This window comes from Pseudoalteromonas sp. (assembly GCF_018402495.1).
In the GTDB taxonomy this organism is placed as follows: Bacteria; Pseudomonadota; Gammaproteobacteria; order Enterobacterales; family Alteromonadaceae; genus Pseudoalteromonas.
Genome location: NZ_JAGYIU010000001.1, coordinates 438454 through 455646, shown reverse-complemented (window position 1 = coordinate 455646; position 17193 = coordinate 438454). Strand labels below are relative to the sequence as shown.

15 protein-coding genes and 2 tRNA genes are annotated in these 17193 nt (G+C 39.3%); 9 read left to right on the top strand and 8 right to left on the bottom strand.

All coding sequences use genetic code 11. The features are described from left to right. The first annotated feature begins 69 nt into the window (after positions 1 to 69). Positions 70 to 1446, top strand: a complete 1377-nt coding sequence (locus KG708_RS02185; RefSeq protein ID WP_213607883.1) for an L-serine ammonia-lyase — start codon at positions 70 to 72, stop codon at positions 1444 to 1446. A gap of 302 nt (positions 1447 to 1748) precedes the next feature. Here KG708_RS02185 and ltrA read toward each other — a convergent pair whose 3' ends face one another. Together ltrA and cysB are read right to left on the bottom strand one after the other, a co-directional pair. Further along, a complete protein-coding gene (gene ltrA, locus KG708_RS02180; protein ID WP_213607882.1) occupies positions 1749 to 3023 on the bottom strand; it encodes a group II intron reverse transcriptase/maturase in 1275 nt (424 codons plus the stop codon). A 791-nt stretch (positions 3024 to 3814) separates the two neighbouring features. Next, positions 3815 to 4792: an HTH-type transcriptional regulator CysB gene (gene cysB, locus KG708_RS02175; protein ID WP_213607881.1), complete on the bottom strand. Its 978-nt coding sequence runs from the start codon at positions 4790 to 4792 to the stop codon at positions 3815 to 3817. 298 nt (positions 4793 to 5090) lie between these two features. Between cysB and KG708_RS02170 the strand changes: the two genes are divergently transcribed. Next, the gene (locus KG708_RS02170) at positions 5091 to 5846 is read left to right on the top strand and encodes a hypothetical protein (RefSeq protein WP_213607880.1); all 756 of its coding nucleotides are present in this window, start codon (positions 5091 to 5093) and stop codon (positions 5844 to 5846) included. Positions 5847 to 5961: 115 nt separating this feature from the next. Here the strand turns inward: KG708_RS02170 and KG708_RS02165 are convergent, their stop codons facing one another. After that, complete coding sequence (locus KG708_RS02165) at positions 5962 to 7254, bottom strand: NCS2 family permease (protein WP_213607879.1); 1293 nt, start codon at positions 7252 to 7254, stop codon at positions 5962 to 5964. A 118-nt stretch (positions 7255 to 7372) separates the two neighbouring features. Here KG708_RS02165 and KG708_RS02160 point away from each other — a divergent pair, with 118 nt between their 5' ends. The 3 genes from KG708_RS02160 (at position 7373) to KG708_RS02150 (ending at position 9109) form a co-directional block, all read left to right on the top strand. Next, the gene (locus KG708_RS02160) at positions 7373 to 7834 is read left to right on the top strand and encodes an SEL1-like repeat protein (RefSeq protein WP_213607878.1); all 462 of its coding nucleotides are present in this window, start codon (positions 7373 to 7375) and stop codon (positions 7832 to 7834) included. A gap of 324 nt (positions 7835 to 8158) precedes the next feature. Beyond that, positions 8159 to 8593, top strand: coding sequence for a SulA-like leucine-rich domain-containing protein (locus tag KG708_RS02155; RefSeq protein WP_213607877.1), 435 nt, complete (start codon positions 8159 to 8161; stop codon positions 8591 to 8593). A 39-nt stretch (positions 8594 to 8632) separates the two neighbouring features. Then, positions 8633 to 9109 carry a YchJ family protein gene (locus KG708_RS02150; RefSeq protein ID WP_213607876.1) on the top strand — a complete coding sequence of 159 codons (477 nt, stop codon included), beginning with the start codon at positions 8633 to 8635 and terminating at the stop codon, positions 9107 to 9109. A gap of 67 nt (positions 9110 to 9176) precedes the next feature. Here KG708_RS02150 and KG708_RS02145 read toward each other — a convergent pair whose 3' ends face one another. Then, complete coding sequence (locus KG708_RS02145) at positions 9177 to 9479, bottom strand: DUF6172 family protein (protein ID WP_008113037.1); 303 nt, start codon at positions 9477 to 9479, stop codon at positions 9177 to 9179. A gap of 398 nt (positions 9480 to 9877) precedes the next feature. Beyond that, the gene (locus KG708_RS02140; RefSeq protein ID WP_213607875.1) at positions 9878 to 10405 is read right to left on the bottom strand and encodes a VC2046/SO_2500 family protein; all 528 of its coding nucleotides are present in this window, start codon (positions 10403 to 10405) and stop codon (positions 9878 to 9880) included. Positions 10406 to 10517: 112 nt separating this feature from the next. Between KG708_RS02140 and KG708_RS02135 the strand changes: the two genes are divergently transcribed. Both KG708_RS02135 and KG708_RS02130 read left to right on the top strand, forming a co-directional pair. After that, positions 10518 to 10602, top strand: a tRNA-Tyr gene (locus KG708_RS02135). Positions 10603 to 10651: 49 nt separating this feature from the next. Then, positions 10652 to 10736: transfer RNA gene (locus tag KG708_RS02130), tRNA-Tyr, on the top strand. A gap of 23 nt (positions 10737 to 10759) precedes the next feature. Here the strand turns inward: KG708_RS02130 and KG708_RS02125 are convergent. After that, complete coding sequence (locus KG708_RS02125; protein WP_213608466.1) at positions 10760 to 11452, bottom strand: SprT family zinc-dependent metalloprotease; 693 nt, start codon at positions 11450 to 11452, stop codon at positions 10760 to 10762. 245 nt (positions 11453 to 11697) lie between these two features. On the opposite strand from KG708_RS02125, the gene KG708_RS02120 reads away from it, so the two are divergent. Both KG708_RS02120 and KG708_RS02115 read left to right on the top strand, forming a co-directional pair. Then, positions 11698 to 15030, top strand: coding sequence for a PAS domain S-box protein (locus tag KG708_RS02120; protein ID WP_213607874.1), 3333 nt, complete (start codon positions 11698 to 11700; stop codon positions 15028 to 15030). 9 nt (positions 15031 to 15039) lie between these two features. Then, complete coding sequence (locus KG708_RS02115) at positions 15040 to 16035, top strand: two-component system response regulator (protein ID WP_213607873.1); 996 nt, start codon at positions 15040 to 15042, stop codon at positions 16033 to 16035. Between the two features lie 47 nt (positions 16036 to 16082). Here KG708_RS02115 and KG708_RS02110 read toward each other — a convergent pair whose 3' ends face one another. After that, positions 16083 to 16511: a VOC family protein gene (locus tag KG708_RS02110; protein WP_213607872.1), complete on the bottom strand. Its 429-nt coding sequence runs from the start codon at positions 16509 to 16511 to the stop codon at positions 16083 to 16085. Between the two features lie 4 nt (positions 16512 to 16515). Further along, positions 16516 to 17172 (bottom strand): HD domain-containing protein, encoded by a 657-nt coding sequence (locus KG708_RS02105; protein ID WP_213607871.1) that lies wholly within the window; start codon positions 17170 to 17172, stop codon positions 16516 to 16518. Between the last annotated feature and the right edge of the window lie 21 nt (positions 17173 to 17193).

Sequence of the window (17193 nt, the reverse complement as noted above, 5' to 3'; positions counted from 1 at the left end):
TCCGCGTTATTATAGCCGACCGTTCAAACAGCAGCTTATTGCTGAGAAAACTAAGTAGAGACACACATTATGATCAGTGCATTTGATATGTTTAGCATTGGTATTGGCCCTTCATCGTCACATACCGTTGGCCCAATGCGTGCATCACGCTTATTTGTTAATGACCTAAAAGAGCAACAACTATTAGCAAATGTGACCGATGTAAAAGTAGAGCTTTACGGCTCGCTTGGCCAAACAGGTGTTGGCCACGGCTCTGGTAAAGCAGTGATACTTGGCTTAGCAGGGTATGATCCTGAAACCATTGATGCCGATTTAGTGGATGACATACTCGCTAAAATTGAAAAAGAACAGGTTATTTACCTAAACCAAACTCATAAAGCTAAATTCCCCAAACAAGGCGCGATTGTTTTTCACCGCAGAAAAACATTGCCTAAACATTCTAACGCAATGGAAATTATTGCTTATAACAACGGCGAAAAAGTATATAGCAAAGTTTACTACTCTATTGGTGGCGGATTTATTGTTACTGATGAAGAGTTTGAAAAAGAAAAACAAGCCGCTTTAGATATACGTGAAGAAAACCCTGCCCCGTTCCCATTTGGGTCGGCTAAAGAATTACTCGAAATGTGTAAAGAATCGGGTTACAGCGTATCAACGTTAATGATGAAAAACGAAAAAACGCTACGCAGTGAAGAAGCCATTAAAGATGAGCTATTTAATATTTGGCAAGTAATGAAAGCCTGTATTGAACGAGGTATGCGCACCGAAGGTATTTTACCTGGCGGATTAAAAGTAAAACGCCGTGCGCCAAGCTTATATTTAAAGCTGAGCGTAGAAGTTAGTAACGATCCGCTGCGCGCCATGGACTGGGTTGATTTATTCGCATTAGCTGTAAACGAAGAAAATGCAGCAGGAGGACGTGTGGTAACTGCACCCACAAATGGCGCAGCCGGAATTTTACCTGCAGTATTAATGTATTATCATACTTTTATTAAAGAAGTTGACCGCGATATTGCTACCCGCTACTTATTAACTGCCGCTGCAATAGGTATTTTATATAAAAAGAATGCCTCTATTTCTGGTGCCGAAGTAGGTTGCCAAGGGGAAGTGGGGGTTGCCTGCTCAATGGCTGCAGGCGCACTAACAGAAATTGTTGGTGGTAACGTTGTACACGTAGAAAATGCCGCTGAAATTGGTATGGAACATAACTTAGGGTTAACCTGTGACCCTGTTGGCGGCTTAGTGCAAGTGCCATGTATTGAACGTAATGCAATGGGCGCTATTAAAGCAATTAATGCGTCGCGCCTTGCTATTCGCGGTAGTGGTGAGCAAAAAGTATCGCTGGATAAAGTAATAAAAACCATGCTCGATACGGGTAACGATATGAAAACAAAATACAAAGAAACCGCTCGCGGTGGACTAGCCGTAAATATTATCGAGTGTTAATTAACCTGAACTCTGGTTAAGAGATTTACTAACATATTGAATCAAAATGATATTTATGTTTATTTTCTCTAGCTAGAGATTTGTAGTGAAAACAAGGCGAAATTACGCGTCAATAGCTAGCCTATTGCAAGTAAATTCAACGTTATTAGCGCTGAAAATAGCTGCTTGAGATGGATTTATTATCCACAGTTCAGGTTAATTACATAGCACATCGAGTAGGGTGAGGCTTTTGCCTCATCCCTCTCACAGAACCGTACGTACGGGCCTCGTATACGGCTCCTGTATTCTTTTATCCCTTCGGCTTATTTTCTAAACGCCGATTGAGCAAGCCACCCTGTACTTACTTTTTCCATTGAATATAAACCTTGCTCTTCAAACCATTGGTTTGGCATCGCTACACTCGATAATGGACTTAGAGAGTTTCGCCATGAGTTCATTTTGATGAACTTAAATGGCGGCTTTTTCCCTAATTGTTTTAGTCGTTTATGCAACCTCGCTGGATTTTTCCACAACCTTAACTGAATTGCCCTTAATCGTCGTCTCACCCACCTCGCCAACACCTCTAGCACCCGTTTACAATTGGCTATACTGAAATAATTTACAAAACCACGCACCACTGGGTTTAGTCTTTTTATTACTTCAACTAAGTTCATGCCGCTATTTCGTTTTGTTAATCGTTTAACTTTTTGTTTGAAGCCTTTGAGTTTTGACCCTTGGATCCGCGTCCAATTACTGCCTATCTCCACTCCCAAAAACTTTACCCCTTCACTGCTATGCGCTATATGGGTTTTCTTTTGGTTGACTGTTAACTTCAAGTCTTTTTCAAGTAGATGGGTTGCTACAGTGAGTGCATTCTTGGCTGCTTTTTCTGTGCAGCATAAGATCAAAATGTCGTCGGCGTACCTCACTATTCTGTGATGTCGCTTTTTCATTTCTTGATCAAACGCATCTAGGTAGATATTCGCCAACAATGGACTGATAACCCCACCTTGTGGACTTCCTTGCTCACTCGCTTCCCAGTTATTGCCTATCATTACCCCACTTTTTAAGAACTGATTGAGCAGCTTTAAAATGCTACCGTCTGTCACTTTGCGTTTGACGCTGCTAATAATCAAATCGTGATCAAGTAGGTCAAAGCACTTCGACAGATCCATATCAACCACCCACTCACGGTGATATTTACGAATAAATACCGTCGCTTTACTGATGGCATCATGGCAGCTTCGTGTCGGCCTGTACCCATAGCTTGATGGGTGAAAGTCGATGTCGAAGATCGGCTGGAGAATGTTCAATAGTGTCTGTTGTACTATGCGGTCGCGAACTGTTGGTATACCCAGCAATCTCACGCCGCCATCGTCTTTCGGTATTTCTATCCGTTTGACTGGCTGCGCGCGATACTGCTTGGTGTGCAGTTCACGTTGCAGTTGTTTCAAGTTTTCTTCTAAATTCAAGGTGAACGCGGCTATGGACTGCCCATCGATTCCGGCTGCTCCTTTCGCTGCTTTCACTTTTTTGAATCCCTTGTACAGGTTATTAATATCTAATAATTGCCCATACAAGCTGTAGTAAACTGTCATCAATTGCCTTTGCTTGCGGTATGTCTGTCGTTTCACATTGATGTATAGTCGGGTTCTTCATGATGACATTAGGTGTGCTAGCCGAATGGCAATCTGCCTAAGTGGTCAGTCATTACTCCCGTGCTCGGCCTTCAATTCTCAGCGTCCACATTCCTGCTTAGCCGTCATCTTTTGCCTATTTCCGTCGAAATACATGTGAGCCTATACGCCGATATTCCTGATTTTCATACACTTAAAGAATACTTCCCCCCTTCGCAATCAATTAAAACTTTTGATTGAAATTGACCCTATCAGACATTCTGCTGATAGTCGGCTTGGTTTTGTCCTCCACACCATTACTGGCTTTCATCGGCCTAGCCTTATTCACTACTACGGGTTCATCTGCCACCTCACACCGACGTTAAACCTTGGGTTTCCCCTTGAGTTTAGGCCACTTATTTACACTAAGTTTAGATGCCAGGCTTCCCCAGTTACTGCTCTGGCTCCCTGTTAGAAATCCCACCCTCAAACACAGCATTGGTCTGACTAAGTATAGGGCGTTGCGCTATTTTGCACGCTGACCCACCAATACTGCCGAAACAGGTTACGGTTAGTTGTGTACCTCTAACTTCTTATGGCTTCCTTCAGACCCCACCGTTGGCCAGTGACGCCCTTGCCATTCAGATTATCTTCCCCTTAGTCAGGGTGATAAGGCATCTTTCAGCCTATCGGGTTTGCCAGCTTCGCTGGGCAAACAAAAAAAGCCGCTTAGTTGCAAAACTAAGCGGCTTTTTCATTGCTGTTTATGGCCGTTATTTTACTGGAAGTTCAATATCAGCAAATAACTTATCAACATCTTCTTGATTACGCAGCAAACTTGCTCGCTCTACTCGCTCTTTAGTTAAATGCGGTGCAAAACGTTCGATAAAGTCATACATGTAGGTACGTAAAAAACTACCCTTTCTAAAGCCAATTTTAGTCGTGCTCGCCTCAAATAAATGGCTAGCATCTATACACACTAAGTCGCTGTCGTTTACCTGATCAATTGCCATAGATGCAACCACACCGACACCTAACCCCAAGCGCACATATGTTTTGATGACATCGGCATCGGTAGCAGTAAATACAATATGCGGCTCAAGACCGTAAGCATTAAATGCCTTATCGAGCTCTGAACGGCCTGTAAAACCAAACACATAAGTGATCAGTGGATATTGAGCTATGTCAGCCACGGTTAAATTATCTATTTTTTCCGCAAGCGGATGGTCTTTAGCAACCACAATACTGCGATTCCAGTGGTAACAAGGCAGCATCACTAAATCTGAATATAAATGAAGCGCCTCTGTGGCAATGGCAAAGTCAGCATCACCGCGGGCGGCTGCATCCGATATTTGCTGAGGCGTGCCTTGGTGCATATGCAATGATACCGCAGGGTATTTTTGAGTAAATCCTTTAATGACGCTCGGCAACGCATACCGTGCTTGGGTATGCGTAGTGGCAATATTAAGCTTACCTTGATCTGGTAAAGTATGTTCATTGGCGACCGCTTTAATACCTTCTACCTTTGAGAGTATTTCTCGCGATATATTAATGATCTCCTCACCAGCGCTTGTAACATGAGTTAAATGCTTACCACTGCGGCCAAAAATTTGTACACCGAGCTCATCTTCTAACATACGTACTTGCTTAGAAATACCAGGTTGGGAGGTAAATAGACTCTCAGCCGTAGCTGAAACATTTAATTTATGATTTTGAACTTCTACGATATATCTAAGTTGTTGTAATTTCATGGCTATGTAGTTTCGTTATAATTCACATTGACAGATAAAAGCGCACCCTATAATTAACAGGCAATTATATAAAAGGCTGATTAAAGTTACACAATGTAACAATTAATTTATTGAAATTTTAGGTTAGCATATTAAATAAGGTTGAGGTAGCAATGATTATCAGCAACTGAAGCATAACATATTAAGATTTAAATGCTTTGTAGTAATAGTTTTTTTAGATAATCAGCCCAAAGTTTCCCTACCCTTGTATATTTAATGTAAGATTAGACAAGAAGGTTAAGAATTTGAGAATTATAACATGATAGTTTCCATTATAATTATATTAATTGTTGCGCTTATCATCATTGCATTGTGGGTAAGTGCTGTTCAACAGCACAAAGAAAAACAAGAAGCTGAGCGACGCAAAGAGTTAGCTAAACATAAAGCGATAATCGAAGAAACCGAAGAAGCATTAATGAATAGTGCTAACATTCCACTTTCAGAGGCAGTTCAACGCGTATTGCAACGACGAATTCATGATGCAATCAGTAATATGGTACCAATTTCAAACGGTAACAATGGACTAAAAAACCGCCAAAAAGAAGCAAAAGAACGATTAGAACAGCCGATTCAAGATGGCTCTGAAAGTTTTGCTTTACCAAACAATGACAAACAGCTTATATCCTTAATACAAGGGATTAAAAAACTTCGTAATATCATTCGCTCTGAGCATAATAAAGGGAAAGTAGACAGCCAAGTATTTATTGCAGAAGACAAACGTCTTGAAAAGCTACAGTTAAGGATCAACATAGAAAGTCAAATAAAACGCGGGTTATCGGCACAAACTGCGGGTATGGTTGGCTCTGCAAGACAGTACTTTGAAAAAGCACTAGCGACGCTTAGCAGTGTTTCTTTTAATGATGATTATATCAGTGAAAAACGTGCTGAAGTTGAAGGTTATCTTGAAGCTATTAGTACAGAACTGAGAGCATCTAATGCCAGTGCCTTGAAGAAGAAGAACGAACAAGAACAAGACGATTTAGATGTACTCTTTGCACCTAAAAAGAAATGGTAACTCCTTTCTAAATAAAAAAGCCCATGCAGTTGCATGGGCTTTTTTTTGAATAGGATTTTGCCCCACTTTGTGTTTACATACTAGGACATATACATATTCTAACAAGCTGCCTGCATTAAGATAAAAATGCGAACTTAACAATAAACAAGGCAGTTAAAATCCAAACACTAATGCTTACCTGATCTTTTTTGCCACACAGCACTTTTACCGCCGTATAAGAAATAAAACCAAGTGCAATACCGTGTGCAATTGAGAAAGTCAGCGGTGTCATTAATAATACAACACTCACCGGAATTGCATCGGTCATGTCATCCCAATTTACAAACTTTAAGTTTTGTAGCATCAATACAGATACATATAAAATAGCTCCCGCGGTTGCGTATGCCGGTACCATTTGAGCTAAAGGCGCAAAAAACATCATCAGTAAAAAGCAACAACCTACAACCACAGCCGTTAAACCAGTTCGACCACCAACAGATACCCCGGCAACAGACTCAATATATGATGTAGTTGTTGAAGTACCGAGCATTGAACCTGCAATGGTTGCTGTACTATCAGCACTTAATGCTCTTCCAAGGCGTGGCATATTACCGTTTTTATCTGCTAAACCAGCCTTCTGAGTTACCGCAACTAACGTGCCTGAGGTATCAAACAAATCAACAAATAAAAACGCAAAAATAACACTCAACATCGACAGTTCAAACGCGGCACTAAAGTCCAGTTGCATAAAGGTCGGCATGATAGAGGGAGGCATAGCAATAACACCATGATACTCCACTAACCCCATAGACACAGCAATTGTAGTGACGAGTAAAATACTAATAAGCACGCCACTTTTAAAATCACGATAAAGCAGCGCAGCTATTATAAAAAAGCTAAAAATAGCCAATAATGGGCCAGGCGACGTGATATCCCCCAACTGCACCAGTGTTGCAGGACTTGATATAATAATACCGGCACTTTTAAGCGCGATAAGTGCTAAAAATGCGCCTATACCAGTAGCTATTGCTTGTTTGAGCACCAAAGGAATGGCATTGATGATCCACTCTCGCACCTTAAACAAGCTTAATATTAAAAATATACACCCTGACATAAACACCGCACCCAGCGCGGCTTGCCAGCTATAGCCCATCCCTAACACAACGCCATAAGTAAAAAAGGCATTTAATCCCATACCTGGTGCCAACGCCAGTGGATAATTGGCCCACAAACCCATAATAAAACACCCTATTGCAGCTGCAATACACGTTGCAACAAAGGCAGCACCTTGGTCCATACCCGCTTCTGCAAGCATGGCTGGGTTAACGAATACGATATAAACCATCGTAATAAATGTAGTCATACCAGCAATACATTCACGGCGAACCGAAGAATCATTTGCACGGATTTTGAATAAGGCTTCGAGCATAATAAACTTGTGGTTGTAAAAAGTGGCGAGATTTTAGCATAAAAATAACTTTTTACAGGACATTTTACCTTGCTATATACTAAACTAGCTAAGTGATTAAAATAACAAACGAAGTAGCATGATCAAAACGACACCCAGTGGCCAAGACTTAGAGCAACAATTAGACAATATTCTTTCTTTTGTAACGCAACCAAGCGATGCAAACCTCCCTGCAAGCTCTAAAAACACAGAGCAAGACACATTAAACAAAGCACTTTATTATCTTAAAAATGAACAAGGATCTTTGGCAGCAAAATGGATGCGTTTAGCTGCAATGGCAGGAAATCACCGTGCACAGTTTTATTTAGGGCTGTTTTTTATCAAAGGACAAGGTGTACCACAAAGTATATTTCATGGTGCCGCATGGCTTAGCCTCGCCAGTAGCCAAGGGTATGAGCCTGCAGTAGAGGCAATGAACGACATACGCAAACATATTAGTACTAAACGACTTAAAGACGCTCAATGCTACGCCGCAAGCCTGTATGAACAAATTCATCAATTGCAATTTTCACATTTAATCCCTTTAAGTCACGAAAAATAATCTCACTACTGCGTAACTCATTTCATCAGTAAATTAATTAAGCGCTTATACACTCAACACAAGCTCGCTTAATTAATTTAAACTACTGTATACCCCCTGTTCATCTGTATTTATTTGCTCCCAGCCTTAAAATTAATTCTGTGGGCATTAACTTTCAATAAAAATTAAACCATTGTTATATATAGATTATTTATATATTTATAGTAACTATCGCGTTTTAAGATGGATAACTGTACAAAAAAATAGCAAAAAACACTTGCACCAAACAACTGTATAAACTACTGTATACGGGTACTGTATAAAAACCCAGTGAGTGAGAGACCTATGCTACAGCCAATTACCATAAGAACAGTTAAAAGCTATCAACAAGATGACCAATCAGATTGTGTTAACGTTGTACAAATTGAAGATGAAATTTCCGCAACATTTGAGTTATTAAAAGTATTACACCAATATAATAGTTTAAATGCATGGACGCTTTTAATTGCGCCCGACAACGTTCCAAGTAAAGCGTTACTTGATTCATGCTCAATTGATACCTGTAAATTACTGGTTATTCGTCAAAAGCATTTAGTTAATTTAGAATATGTTTTAAGCTCTGCATTACACAATGGTAATTTTGCAGCGGTGATCACCTGGACTGACATAATAAATAACCAACAACTGTCACAGTTATCATTAAACTTGAGCCATACGCGCACTAAGTTGTATTGCTTTAGCAAAAAAAGCGCTCACCCTGAGATTTCACTTACGCAATAAGCTTGATAAACTAGCGTTTTAATACACAGTACATTTACCATGACTTCTAACGCCCTACTATGCTTTTGTGGCAGTCAGCAACTTTATGCTGATTGCTGCGAGCCTTTTCATTTAAAAACCAAACAGCCACAAACACCAGAGCAACTTATGCGTGCGCGCTACAGTGCTTATGCTGTTAAAAACGCGGCTTTTGTTCGTGAAAGTTACGCAAAAGAAAAACAAGCTGAAAATTCAATTTCAGAAATTAAAGACTTTGCAAATAGTTGCCGCTTTATAAACTTAACCGTATTAGATTCTGGTTATGATGATAAAGCAGGGTTTGTAACATTTAAAGCCCATTACTTTTATCAAGACTTGTATTGCGAGCTGGCAGAAAATTCAAGATTTATTAAAGAAGATGGACAATGGCGATACCTTGATGGTGAGATTACACCGGTTGCCGATATTAAAGTAAAACGTAATGACACCTGCCCTTGTGGCAGTAATAAAAAATACAAAAAATGTCATAGTGTATAAGCTTCGGCTACAAAAAATGGGCCACAAGGCCCATTTTCAAAAACTACACTAAACGCAAATTAGCGTTTTACTCGCCATCATCTTCATCGAAATCTTGACGCTGTGCAGGTCTTGCTAAAATCTCTAAGTAAAAAGAAGTTAAACCTTGCTTTTCAATTTCACTGATGTGATTGTTAATTTCAGCAACGTGAACCACTTGGGCTTCTTCTGCTGTGTTACCAAACTTACAATCGAATGCCCAATAATCGGCATCAACAGGTAAAGTTTTATTACGTTCTCTTTTCAAATATTTTTTCACTTCATGCTTTGCAGCATCAACCATACGAGGGTATTTGATTTTCTCGTGATTCAGCGTGAATGTTTTCTTCATTACGTTCCTAATTACCTTGGTTTAATGATAATGGCATTTAATGTCATACCATTTGCGCCATTATAGCAATTGCATTTAAATTTTGGATGCTTTTTTTATATTAAATTAGTTATTAAAATAAAGCACCTATAAACTCATAGTTACCTATACTCATTCGCTTAATTAAATGGCTAGTTTGAGAGATGAAAATAATGTCGATAGCAAGGAAAAAATATTGTTATTTAGCTGTTTTCAGTAATCGCTCCTACGTTGCCCTAACGCCTGCATCAACGCACTTGTAAACGAGATGCTTTAACGCAGTTAACGCCGAATCTGCCCCTAACAATTATTAAGCGTTATTGCGAATTTGTATTGCACTTTTCTGGGCAACTCAATGGCATGTATGAAACAGTATTTAATTAGGCACTAAACAAGTGTAATGGCTGGTGGATGGCTTCATTTTGTAAATCATCATAAAATGCCACCGCATCCATTTGAGGGCTTGATAGCTCGGTGTTGGTATTTTGAATTCGTCGACGTACCGCTAATTCACAGTTATCAATTACGTTAAGCGGAATATGGTTTTTATCATCACGAATATTAAATGGCTCAGGCTTTAAGCACTGAGTTAACTTTATATCACTCATCCCTACCGCGCTTCCCATTTTTGCTAAAAGCTCTGTGTTATTTTTGCCAACTAACATATTAAAGGTATCTGGCGCTAATGGCTGCTTTGGACCTGCGCCAAATTGTTTACGCAGGGCATCTTCATCAGCTTGATAATGCTTAGTGTCACTTTTGGGTAGGTGGAATTCACTAAAATCGAGTGCATCGTGAGAGAGCATTGCTAATAATAGTGCAAACTCGCCTCGGCGGTTTTCGTGAACACTTTCATTGAGCCTCGTTTTTAACTGGCTCTCCGTGATTAACAAATCACCAACCTGCATAGACTTTAGCCTATTTAATTAATTAATAAGTATTTATCGGCTAAATTTGCATTTTCTTTAGCTTTTTTCTTTACTTAAATAAGAAGTTTGCTATTATCTGCCGCGTTGCATTGGAGGGGTTCCCGAGCGGCCAAAGGGATCAGACTGTAAATCTGACGGCTCAGCCTTCGCTGGTTCGAATCCAGCTCCCTCCACCACTTTTCTTAGGCTAAGTTAAGTGGGGCCAAATGCAATAACAATTAGTGTGGAGGGGTTCCCGAGCGGCCAAAGGGATCAGACTGTAAATCTGACGGCTCAGCCTTCGCTGGTTCGAATCCAGCTCCCTCCACCACTTCTCTTCTCTACCTTATTTTTTTATTCAAATACCCATTGTAAACTCAAACCATGATTGTTTAACCAGTTACTTGCTTGTTTATGATCTGAATAAAATAATCCCACACGTTGCCAAAATTGAGCGCTGTGATTTAAATATTTTAAATGTGCTAATTCATGAACAATCACGTAGTCAATTACCCATGTCGGTGCGCTTGCCAAGTGCAAATTGAAGGTCAGTTCACGCCTGCGATTACAACTACCCCAGCGACGTTTATACAATTGAATACGAATATTACTCGGTAGCTTTTCACCCATCAGCTGACAATAGTAGTTAACTCGCATTTCAATATAGCTTTCTAATTTCTCATGCAAAAACTGTTCTAGCAAACTTTGATACATTTGCGTTTGATGCTTCACACGTGAAGAAATACTCAGTAACAGTGTTTGGCTTTCATTGTGCTGCTGCCATTGAGTGCGTGCTGCGTTTTCAAATTGCACATTAACAGCTTCATTAAATAATTTAATGCTATGGGTTTTGAGTGGAAACTGTCGTGTATCGGCTTGAATTTGTTGCTTATGTAACTGAGCATCAATCCAGTCCTGTTTACTTAACAGCCATTCATTAATTTGTGTTTTCGTAACAAAATGGGGCGCATATACCGTAAGCTCACGTTGTGCGACTTTGATAGCCACTGTTTTTCTGCGCTTACTACGCTTTAAAGTGTAATCCAACAATGAATGCTGCCTATTTATAATTAACCACTGAGCTTTATTTTACCTTGTACCATAACGGCTGTTCTATAAATAATCCCTACTAAATGCCATTTTAATAACAATGCATTTAGTGCTACTCAATAAATAGTATGGTTTAGAGCTTAAAACACTTACGTTGCTCTTGTAATTTATAACTCAATACCTTGTGATTATTATTTTATTTTATATTAAACTAAGTTCAAGAGTAGTTGAGTGGACGATTTATGCTAGATAATTTTTTTATAAACCAAGTAGATCCAAGTCTAGTTATAAATGGCGTATACGACCCTGGTTTAGTCACACTATCAATATTAACTGCAATTTTTGCAGCCTACTTTTCATTACATATTATCGATGTAGCAAACCGTACTCATTTTAAATCTTATCGTAAGTTAGCTAATATAACCGCAGCTGTAGTGCTTGCTGGGGGTATATGGAGCATGCATTTTATTGCTATGCTAGCATTTTCTTTATGTACAAACATTGAGTATGATCCGGCGCTCACCTTTTTATCATTTATACCTGCTTTATTAGCCTGTACTGTTGCTTTTTATTGTTTAAGAACATACAACGCTAATCCTAGTATCTTAAACTTAATCCTAAGCTCTATATTGCTTGGGGCTGGAGTTGGCACTATGCATTACAGCGGTATGGCCGCAATGCAGTTAAGTCCGTTACTTCGTTATGATCTAATATGGTTTAGTGCTTCAATTGTTTTTGCAGTGCTGCTGTCTTTTATAAGCCTCTATGCACGTTTTCATTTGCCCAAACACTTTAAAAAATTAACCGATTTTCACAACCGAATTATTTCTGCTTTTATTCTTGGTCTAGCTGTTGCGGGAATGCACTATATGGGCATGGCCGCTGCGCGATTTATTGCAACCACCCCAATAATTAGTGAACCTACGTCACAATCTCACTTAACATTCATTGCTATTTGTATCTCTTTTGTCACGCTACTATTGAGCGCTATCATATTTATCATCAATGGCATGGTTCGATATCGTATGCTGCTTGATAAAAAATCAGCGGAAGAGTCTCGCCTTGATGCCATTTTATCAACTGCCATTGACGGTATTATCACTATAAATATCAAAGGCACTATTTTAACTTTTAATAAAGCCGCAGAAACAATTTTTGGCTGGCAAGATAATGAGGTCATTGGCCAGAATGTAAAAATATTAATGGCTGATGAAATTGCTAATCAACACGATGCTTTTTTAAAAAATACAACAAACCATGAAGTAAAACGTGTTATTGGTATTAATCGCGATGTGTGGGCAAAACATAAAGATGGCCATCAATTTCCAATTCGCTTGGGGATTGGTGAAGTAAAGCAATTACAAACTGAAACATTGTTTGTGGGCTTTATTACCGATTTAACTGAGCAAAGAGCATTACAACAAAGCTTAATTGAAAAAGAGCGACAATACCGCACCTTAATGAACAATATGCCTGGGGTCGTATTTCGCTGCTTGCTAGATGAACACTGGAGTATGCTGTTTGTCAGCCCTAGCATATATGAACTAACCGGTTACCGCGCTGAAGAATATACTGAGCAGCGTATTACCTTTGCCGATCTGATTGTCAAAGAAGATCAGGCAGCTATTTCTTTAGCAATTGAGCAAGCAGTTGCATCTACGAGTCAATATTCAGTTGAGTATCGTATTCGTCATCGCAACGGCAATATTATTTGGCTACTAGACCAAGCAAGCATTGTAACCAAATCAAAAGATAATACTCGCTGGATTGATGGCGTACTGGTTGATATAACAAAACGTCATGAATACGAGCAAAGCTTAAAACAAGCTAAATATGAAGCCGAAGCAGCGGCACAAGCCAAACAGTCTTTTATGGCAAATATGAGCCATGAAATACGCACTCCCATGAATGCAATTATTGGTTTCAGTGATCTACTTATGGATACTCCACTTAATCAAGAACAACAAAAACACCTTGTTACTGTCAATAATGCTGCGCGCTCACTCCTAAGACTGCTGAACGAAGTACTAGATACTGCCAAACTCGAACGAGGTAAACTAATAATAGAGCCAATACACTTTAGTTTAAAACAGGTATTAGACACTATTATTTCAACATTTTGGCTAGAGGCAAAAAAGAAAGATCTGCACTTAAAGCTAACTATAAAAGACTCTGTTGCAACAACTTACTATGGCGACCCTGATAGGTTAAGACAAATTTTAACCAATTTAATTGGCAACGCGATAAAGTTTACCGAGCAAGGCTATGTTGAACTTACCGTGAGTACCACTCAAACAGGTCAACTATTCTTTGAAGTACAGGATACCGGTATAGGTATTGCCAAAGATCGGGTTAAAGCTATATTTCAGCCATTTGTTCAAGCAGATGGAACAACTACGCGCCGCTTTGGCGGAACTGGTTTGGGTACAACTATTAGTAAGCAATTAGTTGAGCTTATGGGGGGCAAAATAAACTTAGTAAGTGAAGAAAAAAAGGGAACCTGTTTTTATTTCTCTTTGCCTCTACAACAGGGCGATGCCGAGAAAATAGATCATTTTGACGGGCTGCACACTCAGCTTCCGTCATTAAAAATACTAGTGGTTGATGATATTGAACAAAATACCGAACTACTTGCTTTATTACTATCTAGAGATCAACATTTAGTGAGTAAGGCTGGCAATGGCATAGAAGCCATCAAAATATTTGGGCAGCAAGACTTTGACGTAATTTTAATGGATATTCATATGCCTGAATGTGATGGTATAGAAGCAACCACTAAAATCAGGCAAATAGAAAAGCAAAGACAGCTAAAATATACTCCTATTATCGCGCTTACCGCTAGTGTACTACAGCAAGATAAACTCATCGCAAAACGCGCAGGAATGAACGGTTTTGTTAATAAACCTATAGATATTAATCAACTGAACCAAGAGATTTCACAAGTCCTTGGACTCAGCGCAGCAAAAGAAATGATTATTAGCCAATCAGACCCAGAGTCAAAACATATAGATTTTAAAAAAGGGGTTATACTTTGGGGAAATAAATGCAAACAATTAACTGAAATAGCAAAATTTATTAATGACAGTAATAAACGGTTTGATGCGTTGTTTAATAATAATTTATTTGAAACTGAAGAAGTTTATGGCCTAATACATACCTTAAAAGGAGTGTCAGGCAATCTAGGCTTAACAACATTAATGGGACTGTTAACAAGCCTAGATGCCGCTAAAACCAATGAACAATTTGGAACTTTAGTAAAACAGATAAAGGAAGAATTAGCTACAATCGCTCACTTAATATCAGGCGATGAGTGTGCACAAATAAGTTGCCCTAAAGAAGTAACAACCGAGCAGAAAACATTGGGGCTAGATGAATTAAAATCACTATGTGAAACCCTTTACCTTCAAGCACAAAGCGCCGAGCTTAATGACGACCAACTTGCTAAGCTTGAAAATAATGCCCCCCCGCACTTGTATGATGAGATAAATGAAATTGTATGCGCTTTTGATGAGTTTGATTTTGATCATGCTCAACATATTTTAGAGAATTTAATTAAAAAGCTTAGTCAACAATGAGGATATTCAATGGAATTTAGCAACGAAAAACCACGTATTCTCATCGTGGATGATGAACCTGCAAACTTAAAAGTCATGCGTAAAGTTTTAGGCGAACAATATCGCATGTCTTTTGCCAAATCTGGTGTTGCAGCACTTTCTTTACTAGAAAAAGAATATCCTAAGCTTATTTTACTCGACATTATGATGCCCGATATGAATGGCTTCGAAGTGTGTAAAATAGTAAAAAGTACACCCGCCCTTTCACACATTCCTATTATTTTTGTGACAGCTCTTGATGATGAAAACGATGAGTTTAATGGGTTTGAACTAGGTGCCGTTGATTACATTACCAAACCTATAAGCCCAGCTATAGTGAGAGCGCGTGTTAAAACTCACCTCTCTTTAGTACAAGCCGAGCAGCTAAAACAAGCACATGTAGACTTAGTTGAGCGATTGGGTCGTGCCGCAGAGTATAAAGATACCGATACGGGTGAGCATATTGCACGAATGAGCCAATACAGCAAAGTACTTGCTCTGGCACTGGGAATGAACGAACAACACGCAGAATTATTACGCCAAGCTGCGCCAATGCACGATGTCGGAAAAATAGGTATTCCTGATTCGATACTGTTAAAACCTGGCAAATTGACCCCCAACGAATTTGCACACATGAAAGAGCATGCCGCTATAGGGGCTAAAATATTGGCTAACTCACCTTCCCCCTTACTACAACTTGCCCATGTGTTGGCTATTGAACATCATGAAAAATGGGATGGCACAGGTTATCCTAATGGATTGAAAGGCGAGGAAATCTCTATTGAGGGACGGATTGTGGCGATTGCTGATGTATTTGATGCACTTACATCAAAACGTCCATATAAAGAGCCTTGGAGCATTGAGCAAACACTAGAGCATATGCAACAACAAGCAGGAAAACATTTTGACCCTCAGCTGGTTGAGCTTTTTATTAGCAAAATAGACGCTATTTTAGCAATAAAAAAGGCTCATCAAGAACGCGATTAAATCACCTCTTTTTTGAACAAATATTACTGTGCAAAGTTCAACAGGGCCTAGCTTCTTTTGGCATTGTGAGAGCCTAACGCTACAGCCGGAAAATGCTGTTTTATAATGCGGTAGTCATGGGAAGTGATCTCATGGCTATTCCCACTGTTATCTTTAAAATACATAGAAAAAGTCACCCCATGATCAGCCAGTATCGTTTTAATTTCAAGCTGCTCAAAATGTGCTAACCACGCTATAAATTGCTCACCGGTTGCAGCAAAAGCGATTCCTTTGCTTGGCCCTGGTGCCTCAAATAAAGCTAAACGTGTCGATGCGTTCTCATCTTCAAGCGTTAAAGGGCCTTTGCCTTCTTCATTGAAAAATGCTAATTCCTCTACTACGGTAAAACCAAGCACCTTTTCATACCAATCAATGGCTTGGCTGAGGCTTTGAACATTTAAATGACAATGATCAATACCGTTCAATTTTGGCCTCACTGTCTTACCCTCCAATTTCAGATTTTAACTGCTCTAAAAAGTCATACATATAATCTGTTCTTCTAAGTGCTTCAGCTTTAGCTGAAGGTGTATTCATACTTTTTGCAATATGCAGCAACTTTATAAAAAAATGATCTAAGGTGTACTGTTTATCATCAGGTTCACGCTCTAAACAAAATGGATCATTAGGATTGTATAAAAGTCGGCTTATTGAGCCCCCCACTTTCATACAACGACTAACACCAATAGCCCCTAAGGCATCCATTCTGTCAGCATCTTGTACAATCTGTGCTTCAACGGTTTTAATAGCAATATTGGCGCTAAAACTATGCGCGGCAATGGCATGGTGAATTTCATCAAATAGTGTTTCATCATAGCCAATAGACGCCAAAAAACTAATCGCTTTATCGGCAGCCATCGTTGAAGCTTTTGCCCTATCGGGGTGATTTTTTGCTACGGCCACACAATCATGTAACCACGCAGCAGGTAAAACAACATGCATATTGGCTTTTTCAGCATTGCACAATTTAACTGCGACACGGACAACGCGTTCAATATGGGTAATATCATGGGCTACATCAGCGTGGATAAGCGCTGTTATAAATTCTCTGCATTGCTGATCAAGTTGCTTTAATGAAGGGCTAAGAGTTGAATTGTACACCTAATTTCCAAAAATCTATTA